Annotated in this window: 12 protein-coding genes and 3 tRNA genes; 2 read left to right on the top strand and 13 right to left on the bottom strand. The window is 55.0% G+C overall.

Translation table 11 applies throughout. From position 1 onward, the window contains the following. The 8 genes from QFI97_RS11265 to uvrY all read right to left on the bottom strand — a co-directional run bounded on the left by QFI97_RS11265 (window position 1) and on the right by uvrY (window position 5,415). Entirely contained in the window at window positions 1-564 is a 564-nt protein-coding gene (locus QFI97_RS11265) for a DUF805 domain-containing protein (RefSeq protein ID WP_095101616.1), read from the bottom strand. A gap of 176 nt (window positions 565-740) precedes the next feature. Beyond that, window positions 741-1,676, bottom strand: coding sequence for a metallophosphoesterase (locus QFI97_RS11260; protein WP_095101614.1), 936 nt, complete (start codon window positions 1,674-1,676; stop codon window positions 741-743). A 207-nt stretch (window positions 1,677-1,883) separates the two neighbouring features. Next, window positions 1,884-1,970: transfer RNA gene (locus QFI97_RS11255), tRNA-Leu, on the bottom strand. 13 nt (window positions 1,971-1,983) lie between these two features. Next, window positions 1,984-2,057: transfer RNA gene (locus tag QFI97_RS11250), tRNA-Cys, on the bottom strand. A gap of 40 nt (window positions 2,058-2,097) precedes the next feature. Then, window positions 2,098-2,173: transfer RNA gene (locus tag QFI97_RS11245), tRNA-Gly, on the bottom strand. A 150-nt stretch (window positions 2,174-2,323) separates the two neighbouring features. Then, a complete protein-coding gene (gene pgsA / locus QFI97_RS11240) occupies window positions 2,324-2,872 on the bottom strand; it encodes a CDP-diacylglycerol--glycerol-3-phosphate 3-phosphatidyltransferase (RefSeq protein ID WP_041146269.1) in 549 nt (182 codons plus the stop codon). Window positions 2,873-2,929: 57 nt separating this feature from the next. Then, window positions 2,930-4,762: an excinuclease ABC subunit UvrC gene (gene uvrC / locus QFI97_RS11235; protein WP_346431170.1), complete on the bottom strand. Its 1,833-nt coding sequence runs from the start codon at window positions 4,760-4,762 to the stop codon at window positions 2,930-2,932. Then, entirely contained in the window at window positions 4,759-5,415 is a 657-nt protein-coding gene (uvrY, locus tag QFI97_RS11230) for a UvrY/SirA/GacA family response regulator transcription factor (RefSeq protein ID WP_095101610.1), read from the bottom strand. Before uvrY ends, uvrC begins: the two co-directional genes overlap by 4 nt. Window positions 5,416-5,873: 458 nt before the next feature. Between uvrY and QFI97_RS11225 the strand changes: the two genes are divergently transcribed. Further along, window positions 5,874-6,098, top strand: a complete 225-nt coding sequence (locus QFI97_RS11225; RefSeq protein WP_041146272.1) for a DUF2594 family protein — start codon at window positions 5,874-5,876, stop codon at window positions 6,096-6,098. 67 nt (window positions 6,099-6,165) lie between these two features. Here the strand turns inward: QFI97_RS11225 and sdiA are convergent, their stop codons facing one another. The 5 genes from sdiA to tcyJ all read right to left on the bottom strand — a co-directional run bounded on the left by sdiA (window position 6,166) and on the right by tcyJ (window position 10,839). After that, window positions 6,166-6,888 carry a quorum-sensing transcriptional regulator SdiA gene (gene sdiA / locus QFI97_RS11220; RefSeq protein WP_095101608.1) on the bottom strand — a complete coding sequence of 241 codons (723 nt, stop codon included), beginning with the start codon at window positions 6,886-6,888 and terminating at the stop codon, window positions 6,166-6,168. Window positions 6,889-7,456: 568 nt separating this feature from the next. After that, window positions 7,457-8,209 (bottom strand): L-cystine ABC transporter ATP-binding protein TcyN, encoded by a 753-nt coding sequence (gene tcyN / locus QFI97_RS11215; protein WP_095101606.1) that lies wholly within the window; start codon window positions 8,207-8,209, stop codon window positions 7,457-7,459. Beyond that, window positions 8,206-8,874, bottom strand: a complete 669-nt coding sequence (gene tcyL / locus QFI97_RS11210) for a cystine ABC transporter permease (protein ID WP_095101604.1) — start codon at window positions 8,872-8,874, stop codon at window positions 8,206-8,208. Before tcyL ends, tcyN begins: the two co-directional genes overlap by 4 nt. Window positions 8,875-8,889: 15 nt before the next feature. Further along, window positions 8,890-9,876 carry a D-cysteine desulfhydrase gene (gene dcyD / locus QFI97_RS11205; protein ID WP_095101602.1) on the bottom strand — a complete coding sequence of 329 codons (987 nt, stop codon included), beginning with the start codon at window positions 9,874-9,876 and terminating at the stop codon, window positions 8,890-8,892. A gap of 162 nt (window positions 9,877-10,038) precedes the next feature. Then, window positions 10,039-10,839 (bottom strand): cystine ABC transporter substrate-binding protein, encoded by an 801-nt coding sequence (gene tcyJ / locus QFI97_RS11200; protein WP_346431169.1) that lies wholly within the window; start codon window positions 10,837-10,839, stop codon window positions 10,039-10,041. Between the two features lie 200 nt (window positions 10,840-11,039). Between tcyJ and amyA the strand changes: the two genes are divergently transcribed. After that, on the top strand, window positions 11,040-12,527 hold the full coding sequence (gene amyA / locus QFI97_RS11195) for an alpha-amylase (protein WP_095101598.1): 1,488 nt from the start codon (window positions 11,040-11,042) through the stop codon (window positions 12,525-12,527). Window positions 12,528-12,568 lie beyond the last annotated feature (41 nt).

Genomic DNA, 12,568 nt, shown 5'->3' with positions numbered 1-12,568 from the left:
TTAAATATCTTTAATAATGCTCGAGCGCATCGTTTCATATTCACTTTCGCTGATCGTACCGTCATCGCGCATTTTCGTGGCCTGGGCCAGGCGCTCTCTGACATCGTCGGCGGAAGAAACGGGGGCGCTCTGCGCGCCGTCGGCGTTATCTTGCTGCGCATCGCCAAAGCGGTTAACCCCGGCGGTACCTCGGGCGAACAGCAGCCAAATCGACATCACCAGCGACATGATTCCGCCAGCGACCATCAGCCATACCCATGCCGCAGCCCCGCCGTCTTCAACGCTGCCGGCAACGCCAATCAGGCCGATAATCAGGATCAGAAAAGGCGCCAGCAGCCACCAGCCGGATCTGTTCAGATCGTGCAGGCGTCGTACCGCCACCGCGATACCCGGAATAATAATAATCAGGCTAAACAGCCCGCCGATAACCGGGATCAGCCCCAGTACCGCGGACAGCACAAAGTTAGCGACGGTAAATACGGCGTACTCTTTGCGCGCCGAGCGGCCGCGAAAGGTGGCATATTTCCGAAAACAGTTACCGTAGCTTTCAAGCAACGTGGCCATAAGATCCCTCATCAAAAATAATTATTATTGCCGTGACGGCATATTGTCCCAAAGGCAGTTTATCCGGCCCGCAGGCGCGCACCGGGCGCTATTTTAGCGCAGTTTTCCCGGAATGTGCCGGAGAAAACTTAGGGCTTGACCGCCAGGCGCCATGACGATAATGCGGCAAACCAGCCTCATACGCTGACGAAGCGTCCGTTTGCCACTTCCGTCTGGCCATCGTCATAGATCCACGCCCGCAGCGGATGGTTCGCTTTTGCCGCATTATAATCAACGCACACCACCCGCTCGCTCAGCGCCTGCGGTTCGGCGGATAGGGTGTAGTGCCCAACGACCACGGGAACCTCGGGCAAAAGGTGAGCGTTTTTTTCCAGCGCGATATCCGGGATGCTGTCAATCATCTCGGGCTGGACCTGAGCAATCTGGCGATAGGTTGTTGCCTCATTCAGCCACCAGCGGATACGAATATGGCGCCGCTCGATCCCGGTTTTATCCTGAAAGCTATAGCCCTCAGGCAGCGCCAGCTCTGGCCCCTTGAGTATCGTCTCCAGCAGGTGGAACAGGACGTGCCGTTTATCAAAGGCGTGTACCCAGCACTCCGGTTTCAGCCGGTTCTCTTCATCGAGCCACGGGCGAAGCTGGGCAATAGCGTCCTTGTCCCAGCACGCGTGCACCGCACGGATATCGCCAAAATCGACAAACAGCGGCAGCGTTTTAAACCACTCAACCCACCGCAGGTGCTGCGCGCTGTCTTCCGTGACGTCGTTGAGGAAGGCCTGATGCTGACGGCGGTTATTCGGCGTATGCGGGCGCAGGGGCTGCGCCGTCTCCGGATGCCGCATCAGCCAGCCAACGGCATTAAATTCATGATTGCCCATCAGGCAAACGGCGCGGCCCGCGGCCACATCTCCCCTCACCTGTTCCAGCACGGAGGCATGATCGATGTGGCTCCCCGGCTGGTTATCAATAAGGTCGCCGACAAAAATCAGGAGGCTGCGATCCAGATTCTCCCGGGACTGCAGATGACCCAGCAGAGCGGAAAGCTTGCCGTACTGGCCATGAATATCGCCAATAAAAATTTTGCGGCTCCTGGGCAGGCCTGAAACGGGCATCAGAACTCCTCGTTATTTTTGATAAGTACGATCTTACGGATAGTAACAGGGTTAGCGGGCGAAGCCCTGCGCGGCAAGGGAATATGCTGAAGGGAAAGATAATATTATGAAGTGATATTATAAATGGCGGATTTCAGACACAAAAAAACCACCCGTAGGTGGTTTCACGACACTGCTTATTGCTTTGATTATTCTGCATCATCCCAATGGTACCCGGAGTGGGACTTGAACCCACACAGCGCGAACGCCGAGGGATTTTAAATCCCTTGTGTCTACCGATTCCACCATCCGGGCTCGGGATGTAAATTGGAGGCGCGTTCCGGAGTCGAACCGGACTAGACGGATTTGCAATCCGCTACATAACCGCTTTGCTAACGCGCCCTTAATGCTGCAACACCCGCAACTGCCGATGTTTTTAAACTGGAGCGGGAAACGAGACTCGAACTCGCGACCCCGACCTTGGCAAGGTCGTGCTCTACCAACTGAGCTATTCCCGCATTATCAAGGTAATTGCTAATCACTTGATTTTGTTATCGTCTGGCGAGTCATGCCGCCGTTCGATGCGATGCATTCTACTTACCTGGCGCAATGAGTCAACGATATTTTTTAAAACCTTGCGTCGTTTGCTGAAAATTACGCCGAAACGATCACTGATCAAGCAAATCGCCGCGCGCCGCGTTCAAATATTGCAGCATTGACCACAGAGTTAGCACCGCCGCGACGAGGAACAGCACGATCCCTGCCCCTTCAACCCACTCATTTGGCCGCCACAGCATCCACACCAGCGCCGTCATCTGCGCCGTCGTTTTGACTTTGCCGATCCAGGAAACCGCCACGCTGCTGCGTTTACCCAGCTCAGCCATCCATTCGCGCAGGGCAGAAATAATGATTTCACGGGCGATCATCGTCGCGGCCGGCAGAGTAACCCACCAGGTGTGGTAATGCTCGGCAACCAGCACCATCGCAATCGCCACCATAACCTTATCTGCTACCGGATCGAGAAACGCGCCAAAGCGCGTGCTTTGATTCCAGCGGCGCGCCAGATAACCATCAAACCAGTCGGTTACTGCGGCGACGAAGAAGATCAGCGCACAGGCGAAAGGTGCCCATACCACGGGAAGGTAAAACGCCAGCACAAAGAACGGTATCAGTATGACGCGAAACAGAGTAAGCAATGTAGGGATATTAAATTGCATAGTGACGGGTAACTATCTGTTAGAAGTAAAAATTAGCCCTATGTTGCTACAGAGCCCCTAATGTTTCAACGAGTAGAAGATCTTTTCTGCCAGACCGTGAGATATACCCGGTACTTTGGCTATCTCTTCGACGCTGGCTTTCTGTAACCCCTGCAGGCCGCCCATATACTTCAGCAGCATCTGCCGACGCTTTGGCCCCACTCCTTCGATAGTCTCCAGCGTGCTGGTGCTTTTAACTTTTGCCCGCTTTTTACGATGTCCGGCGATGGCATGATCGTGCGACTCATCGCGAATATGCTGAATGACGTGCAGCGCGGGAGAGTCCGGCGGCAGGCTAAAGCCTTCGCCCTCAGGCTCAAAGAATAGCGTTTCCAGGCCCGCCTTACGATCGCTGCCTTTTGCTACCCCTAATAATAGAGGATGATGTTTATCCCAGGCCACATCCAGCTCGGCAAACACGCTTTTCGCCTGCCCGAGCTGCCCTTTACCGCCATCTATCAGGATAACGTCCGGGATCTTGTTCTCTTCGATAGCTTTACCGTAGCGCCGGCGCAGAACCTGGTTCATCGCCGCATAGTCATCCCCCGGCGTAATCCCGGTGATATTATAGCGACGATACTCGGCGCGCAGCGGCCCGTTGCTGTCAAACACCACGCACGAGGCGACCGTCTGTTCGCCCATCGTGTGGCTGATATCAAAGCACTCCATGCGCTTCACCGCCGGCAGCTTGAGCAGCGTTGCCAGCGCCTGCAGGCGCTGATGGATGGTTGACTGCTGGGAAAGCCTGGTCGTCAGCGCCGTCGCGGCATTGGTGCGCGCCAGCTTGAGGTAGCGGGCGCGATCGCCGCGAGGCTTAGTCTGGACATTCACCCGCCGCCCCGCCAGCTCGGAGAGCGAATCCGCGAGCAGGGTTTTATCGCCAAGGTTAAAATCGAGCAGAATCTCCCCAGGCAAGGTGCGCATCTGGCTGCCCTGCAGGTAGAACTGGCCGACGAAGGTCTCCACCACTTCCCCGAGCTCGGTGCCGCCGGGAACCTTTGGAAAATAGCTGCGGCTGCCCAGCACTTTCCCCTGGCGGATAAACAGCACGTGGACGCAGGCCATGCCTGAATCAAAGGCGACGCCGATAACGTCCAGATCGTCGCCATTATTTGAGACAAACTGTTTCTCCGTCACCCGGCGTACGGCCTGGATCTGGTCGCGAATGCGCGCCGCCTCTTCAAACTCCAGCGCCCGGCTGGCCCTCTCCATGCGGGCAATAAGCTGCGTCAGTACCTGATCGTCTTTGCCGGCAAGGAACAGCCGAACGTATTCAACCTGCTGAGCATACTCTTCGTCGCTAACCAGCCCGGCCACGCAGGGGCCCAGGCAGCGGCCAATCTGGTACTGCAGGCACGGACGCGAGCGGTTGCGATAGACGCTATTTTCGCACTGGCGAACGGGAAAGATTTTTTGCAGCAGCGCTAACGTTTCGCGAACCGCGTAGCCGTTCGGGAAAGGACCGAAATATTCGCCCTTTGCATGCTTTGCGCCGCGATGGGTCGCCAGCCGCGGATGGGTATCGGCGCTGAGAAAAATAAAAGGATAGGATTTATCATCACGCAGCAGCACGTTGTAGCGCGGCTGATACAGCTTGATATAGTTATGTTCAAGCAGCAGGGCTTCCGTTTCGGTATGGGTTACCGTCACGTCTATTTGCGCGATCAGAGCCACCAGAGCCTCGGTTTTACGCGAAGCCAGGTTGCTGCGAAAATAGCTGCTTAGCCGTTTTTTCAGATCTTTTGCTTTACCCACGTAGATAACGGTACCGCCAGCATCGTACATCCGATAGACGCCCGGCTGGCTGGTTACTGTCTTCAGGAAAGCTTTAGCATCAAAAACATCACTCACAGACTTGCTAACGACTCCGCATTGCACAGGCCATGGCGGATTGCCAGGTGAGTCAGCTCAACGTCACCGTGGATGTTTAATTTACTGAACATCCGATAGCGATAGCTGTTCACCGTCTTGGGACTCAGATTCAGCTGCTCTGAGATCTCATTGACCTTCTGACCTTTAGTGATCATCAGCATAATCTGCAATTCTCGTTCCGACAAACTGGCAAACGGCGACTCCGTCTTTTCCGGCTCGATCTGGCTGAGCGCCATCTGCTGGGCGATATCCGAGGCGATATAGCGCTGCCCGGATGCCACGCAGCGAATCGCATTGACCACCTCCTGCGGCGCGGCGCCTTTACTCAGGTAGCCGGCAGCCCCTGCCTGCATGACCTTCGCCGGCAGCGGGTTTTCGGTATGTACGGTGAGCATAATGACTTTGGTATCGACGATAGAACGCGCAATTTTACGCGTCGCCTCAAGACCGCCAATCCCCGGCATATTCATGTCCATCAGGACAACGTCAACGGGATTAGCCCGACACCATTTAACGGCATCCTCGCCGCAGCAAGATTCGCCGACGACGTTAATCCCTTTTATATCTTCCAGAATGCGTCGTATCCCTGCGCGCACCAGTTCGTGGTCATCAACAAGAAGGACGTTGATCAAAGGAATAATCTCCAGAATTAGGGATAACACAACTGATAGTTTATCGAACCCATATTACCGGGTTTTGGCATAATTTTAAAAGCCAAAAGTGTTCTTCAGAGGATTTATCTGCCATTTATGGCAAGTTGTTTGCACACCTGGTGGAAACCCATACATAACAGAGAGTTGTATAAGGTCGTATTTTTAACATTCGTCATACAGAAAACGTAATAAACACAACACAATACTAGTTGATAAATACGAAAGAAAATATGTAACAATAATTAACTCTAAAAATCACACCAAAAATTAACAATTTGTGGGCGGCGGAACGGGCTTTATCCAGGAAATTAAACCCTCTACAGCTCTGATCAGAGAACACAAATTACGCGCTCCTTTTTTTTGTTCCTCTTGTGGTATACTGCGCCGCTTTGAGATTTAGTATTGCGCAAAAGCGCAGATAGCAAACGAGGATATCGATGAGCACACCAGATTTTTCCACTGCAGAAAATAATCAAGAACTGGCGCAGGAAGTGACCTGCCTGAAAACGCTGTTGACGCTGATGCTCCAGGCAATGGGTCAGGCCGATGCGGGTCGGGTGATTATTAAGATGGAAAGGCAAATCACGCAGATGGAAGATGAGGCTCAGGCTGCCGTATTCTCCAGCACCGTTAAGCAAATTAAACAGGCTTACCGTCAGTAACAATAAACCGGCTGAAAGTATAACTGACAGCCGGTTTCACGCCTGACACGCAGAACGATGGGCGAACTCAAATTAAGCCAGTGGCGACCGCATAACAGGCTATTTGCGTTTTATTCGGTGCGTTGAACTTTCGTTGCATATTTTTCTGATGAAAATTGACGGTATTTTCTGAGATAGACAGAATTATCGCGACCTCCGCCGAGGTTTTCCCTTCCGCAGTCCATTTCAAAATCTCCAGCTCACGCCGGCTGAACTTCATTTCCGGCGGCATCACCATCGCGTCCTGCAGGCGTAATAGCGTTAACAAACTCAGCTCGATCAGCGTTCTCAGGCGCATTTCCAGTTCGTCTGCCGGATAGGGCCCCAGGCTACGACTCTGCCCTGAGACCGAAAGAAAACCCTGCGCGTGGTTGGGTAAGGTGAGGCACTGTGTGATCCCCTTGACCAGCCCGTGATCGCGCGCGCCATCCCAGAGCTCCGGGGCATCACGAAATAGCCCGTCATTCCACGGCAGGTGACCTCGAAGAAAGTTTTCCGGCCGCAGCACCGGATCGATGGCGAAATAGTTCTCGGCCTGATAGTGCGCCATCCACGCCTGCGGATAGGTCGTCTGCAGCGTTACCCTGGGGCGCGTGAAGGGCACGGGATGGCGTACGCAGAGAGCAAAATAGTCGTATTCCAGCCCTTCCGTTTGCTGCTGCAGGAGATTATAAACATCCTCCCCCGTCGAGATTGACTGAAATTGTTGCAGCATTTCCCGCCGCCAGCTGAAAAAATCATTGTCCCTCATAACCGACCAAATAACTCCTGAGTAATTATCATTATTACAAATACAAAAACTAACACATAAATCTTATTTATATGTATAAAATATCGTATACACCGCACATATTAGATCGTTACCGGTGCTATTCAGCGCCGACGGGAGAAGAGAATGTTGTCTCATTTATCTCAGCCGAGGATATATTCTCAACTGTGGAAGGAGTTTAGCGCTCAACCTGCCGCAGATATTGCATTCTCTCAGGCGCTCCTGTTTTGCCGTCAGCGATAAGGTCGGCGTATCGATCCGGCTAACCGGCACGAACCGACATAGTAAGAAGGGATTGTTCCGGGAAAACGCTGCGCGCTTCTAATATAAAAAAACCAATCGATAAGCAGCGTTTAATAGTTCTGCTCTCTCAGACCGACGCCATCGCTCAGCGCTATCGCCCTACTCGTCCAGGAGGATTGTCACTTCGCGACTCAAGCGCTCGTCGGCGTTCGGGCGCCGGCGTTTACCTATACGGCTGGCGGGAGCGCCGGTCATCTGGTCGCTCCCGCCCTCTTCGCCGGGCTCAGCTACCGCAAGCCGGTAGCCATTACTGCATCAGGAATTTTTCGAGGAACTGCCGCGTGCGCGGCTGCTGCGGATTGGCGAACAGCGCCTTAGCCTCACCCTGCTCGACGATACGTCCCTGATCCATAAAGATAGCCCGGTCGGCCACATCGCGGGCAAAGCTCATTTCATGGGTTACGATAACCATAGTGCGCTTCTCCTGCGCCAGCTGACGGATCGTATTCAGCACTTCGCCCACCAGTTCAGGGTCCAGAGCCGACGTGGGTTCATCAAACAAAATGACATCCGGACGCATCGCCAGCGCGCGCGCAATCGCCACGCGCTGCTGCTGGCCGCCGGAAAGACGGCGCGGATAGCTATTCTCTTTCCCGCTCAGCCCAACTTTCGCCAGCAGTTCGCGCGCCCGGGTGATGGATTCGTTTTTATCTTCACCCTTCACGATAACCGGCCCTTCGATGATGTTCTCCATCACCGTGCGGTGCGGGAACAGGTTGAAGTTCTGGAAGACGAAGCCGACGTGCTGGCGCAGACGGCGAATCAGCCCCTTCTGCTGGCTGAGACTGCGCGCGGTATCGATAGTGACGTCACCGACCCGAATGGTGCCGCTTTCCGGCTGCTCCAGCAGGTTGATGCTGCGCAGAAGGGTCGTTTTACCAGAGCCGCTGGGGCCGATAATCGCCACCACTTCTCCCTCCGCCACCTCCAGGTCAATACCGTGCAGCACCGTCTGGCCGTGGAACTTTTTCACCAGGTTTTTGACTTCAATGGCACTCATTTTGGATCACGCTCCTGGCGATTAAGCTGATTTTCAAAATAGTTTTGCAGCGTCGACAGCACCGTCGCCATCACCCAGTAAATCAGCGATGCGGCCAGATACATGGTGAAAACTTCCAGCGTGCGGGAGGTAATAAGCTGCGCCTGACGGAACAGTTCCGGTACCTGAATAGTCGCCGCCAGCGAAGTATCTTTCACCAGGCTGATAAAGCTGTTGGAGAGCGGCGGCAGCGCGACGCGCGCGGCCTGCGGCAGAACCGCCCGGCGCAGGGTTTGCCACGGCGTCATGCCGATGCTCGCCGCCGCTTCCCACTGCCCTTTATCAATAGAAGCAATCGCCGCGCGCAGCGTTTCGGCGGCGTATGCCGCGGTATTGAGCGACAGGCCAATCATCGCCGCCGGAACCGGATCCAGTTCAATGCCAAACTGCGGCAGGCCGTAGTAAATCATAAACAGCTGGGCGATCAGCGGCGTGCCGCGGAAAATAGAAATGTAGACCCGCGCCAGCCACTTTACCGGCCAGAGGGGCGACATTCGCATCAGCGCGAGGATAAAGCCCAGCACCAGGCCAAAGAACATGCCGCCGATGCTCAGCTGTAGCGTAAATACCGCCCCCTTGAGGAGATAAGGTGCGGAATCAAAAACCAGTTGGATACTCTCTTGCATTCTGTTTGTTCTGCTTTAGATATGAGGATGGTAGGCAAACAGCGCCGGCGCTCCGCCGGTGTGAATAAATAAGATCGGCCCTTCATCCTTAAAGCGCTTCTGCTGAATACCGTCGATCAGCCCGGCCATCGCCTTCCCGGTATAGACCGGGTCCAGCAGGATACCTTCAAGCTGCGCCAGCAGTTTTACCGCTTCCATTCCTTCGTCATTCGGCGTGCCGTAGCCTGGCGCAAAATAGTCGTCCCACAGCGTAATCTCTGCTTTTGCCTGCAGTTCGAGGCTATTCGCTACCGCCTGCTGCAGGGCAACGACTTTCGGTAGCTGGTCCGCGACTTTGCGCGACACGGTGACGCCAATCAGTTCGGCCCCCGGCATCAGCTGTTCCAGACCCACCGCCAGGCCCGCATGGGTGCCGGCGCTGCCGGATGCCACCACGACAGACGACAGCTCTACCGCGCCTTCGCACTGCTGGGCGATTTCCAGCGCGCTTTCCACATAGCCCAGCGCACCCAGCGCGCTGGAGCCGCCGACCGGGATCACATACGGCCGGTAGCCCTGAGCTTCGATACGCGTCGCCAGCTCTTCCAGCTGCGCATTGGGGTCGGTCAGCGCATCGCACATCTCAACCTGAGTATTGAACAGATCCAGCAGCAGGCGGTTGCCGTTAGTCAGGTAGTTCTCTGCGCGAGTGCCAATCGGGTTTTCCAGCAGCGCCACGCAGTGCAGGCCAAGCTTAGCCGCCACCGCCGCCGTCTGACGAACGTGGTTGGATTGAATAGCGCCGGCGGTGATCAGCGTATCGGCGCCTTCCCGCAGCGCATCGGCCGCCAGGAACTCTAGCTTGCGCAGCTTATTGCCGCCCATAGCAAGCGGGGTCACGTCGTCACGTTTGATAAAAATCTCGCGACCGAGATGATCGGACAGGCGCGGCAGGTATTCCAGCGGCGTCGGGGCGCCAATCAGCTCCAGGCGCGGGAAACGCGTTAAATTTTGCAGTGACATGATATCTCCTGACTGAGAGCCTATCCCTCAGGCGTTATTATTCCAGGCAAACTGGCCCATAAAATAGCCTGATGAAACAGGCCCTTTATCTTTATTATGCACGTAGTTGCGGACGAAATAAAAAAAGGCGCTACCATGAGCGCCCTTTTTCACCGCCGGCCGTTATTTCGTCACGTCAGCGCCAAACCATTTTTCCGACAGCGCTTTCAGGCTGCCATCTTTCTGCATGTCGGCAATGGCATCATCCACCGCTTTCAGCAGGTCTTCATTACCTTTACGCAGCGCTACGCCGGACTCCTGGCGCGAGAACGCTTCGCCGGTGACGGCCAGGGTATTACCCGTTTTCTTCACCAGATCCAGCGCCGCCAGACGATCGACCAGAATGGCGTCGATACGGCCTACGCGCAGATCCTGGTATTTAGTCGGGTCGTCATCATAGGTGCGGATATCCACGCCCTGCACGTTCTGGCGCAGCCACTCTTCGTAGTTGGTGCCCAGGCCCACGCCGACTTTTTTGCCTTTCAGATCGGCCGCCGTTTTGATAGCGCCTTCATTGCCCTTTTTCACCAGCGCCTGAACGCCAGAAACGGTATACGGGGTGGAGAAGTCATATTTTTTCTTGCGCTGGTCGGAAATGGTCACCTGGTTAATAACCACGTCAATGCGTTTGGAATCCAGCGACGCCAGCATCCCGTCCCATTTGGTCGGTTTGAGGTCGGCCTTCACGCCCAGATGCTTAGCCAGCTCGCTGGCAAAATCGACCTCAAAACCGGTCAGCTTGCCGTCATCACCCTGATAGCTGAACGGAGGATAGGTGCCTTCCAGACCCACGCGCAGCGTGCCGCGCTCTTTAATTTGGTTAAACAGGTTTTCTGCTGCGAGCGTTTTTACGCTAACGCCAGTCATCAAAACCACAGCCATTGCGCCCATCAGCGCATGGCGGCCCAGAAGTGCTAATTTCATAGAGACCCCACAGAGTGATATTTTTTTGTAGTGTAAGGCGTTTATCCTTACGAACCAACATCTATCCGCTACATCTTATTCCAATTTATTATATACGATGCCGTTTATGGCATAGTGAAAAACGCGCGCAAAATTGATCGTATTTGCTGGAGATCTCTCATACTGCAAGAGTCAGCTTGATGACGTCTGGAGCACGGAAGATGAAAAACCCCACGTTATTGCAGTGCTTTCACTGGTATTACCCCACCGGCGGCGAGTTGTGGCGTGAAGTTGAGGCGCTGGCACCTAACCTGAACGAAATCGGCGTCAATATGATTTGGCTCCCTCCCGCTTATAAAGGCGCTTCCGGCGGCTACTCCGTCGGCTATGACAGCTACGACCTTTTTGACCTTGGCGAGTTCGATCAAAAGGGCTCCATCGCCACCAAATACGGCGATAAGGCGCAGCTGCTGGCGGCCATCGCCGCGCTACGACAGCACGACATCGCCGTCCTGCTCGACGTGGTGGTCAACCATAAAATGGGCGCCGATAAAAAAGAGAGCATCCGCGTTCAGCGGGTGGACGAGCAGGACCGCACGCAAATTGCCGAAGAGGTCGTGGAGTGCGAGGCCTGGACCCGCTACGACTTCCCGGTCCGCGGCGGTAAATATTCGCAGTTCGTCTGGGATTACAAATGCTTTAGCGGCATCGATCATATTGAAAACCCGGACGAAGACGGCGTTTTTAAAATCGTTAACGACTATACCGGCGAAGGCTGGAACGAGCAGGTCGATGATGAGATGGGCAACTTCGACTACCTGATGGGCGAAAATATTGATTTCCGCAATCATGCGGTTACCGAGGAGCTCAAGTACTGGGCGCGCTGGGTGATGGAGCAGACCGGCTGCGACGGTTTTCGCCTCGATGCGGTGAAGCATATTCCGGCCTGGTTCTATAAGGAGTGGATCGATCACGTTCAGGAGGTGGCGACAAAGCCGCTGTTTATCGTGGCGGAATACTGGTCGCACGAAGTCGAAAAGCTGCAGCAGTATATTGCGATGGTTGACGGCAATACGCTGCTGTTTGACGCCCCTCTGCAGATGAAGTTTCACGAGGCCTCGCGCCAGGGCCGCGATTACGATATGAGCCAGATCTTTAGCGGCACGCTGGTTGAAGCCGATCCTTTCCACGCCGTCACCCTGGTGACCAACCACGACACGCAGCCGCTGCAGGCGCTGGAGGCGCCGGTTGAGCCGTGGTTTAAACCGCTGGCCTATGCGCTTATTCTGCTGCGCGAGAACGGCGTGCCGTCGGTCTTTTACGCCGACCTCTTCGGCGCCAGCTATGAAGATACCGGCGGAGATGGCCAGACTTACGCAATCGAGATGCCGGTGATCGAACAGCTGCATGAGCTGATTGATGCCCGCCAGCGCTTTGCCCACGGCGTGCAGACGCTGTGGTTCGATCATCCGAACTGCATCGCCTTCAGCCGCAGCGGTACCGATGACGATCCGGGATGCGTGGTGGTGCTGTCGAACGGCGATGACGGTGAAAAATCGCTGACTCTTGGCGCCAATTACGGCAATAAGCGCTGGAAGGATTTTCTCGGCAACCAGCAGGGGCTGGTAGAAACCGACGACGAAGGCTGCGCTACGTTTACCTGCAGCGGCGGGAGCGTCAGCGTGTGGGTTATCGAAGAGACGTTATAAATCAGGTAAATATCGCGGGCTGGACGCGCTGCCAGCCCGTC

Origin of the sequence: Klebsiella scottii, assembly GCF_036561945.1 — a bacterium.
Lineage (GTDB): Bacteria > Pseudomonadota > Gammaproteobacteria > Enterobacterales > Enterobacteriaceae > Klebsiella > Klebsiella scottii.
Note: the sequence above shows the minus strand (reverse complement) of the source record. Positions and strands in the feature narration are given on the sequence as shown.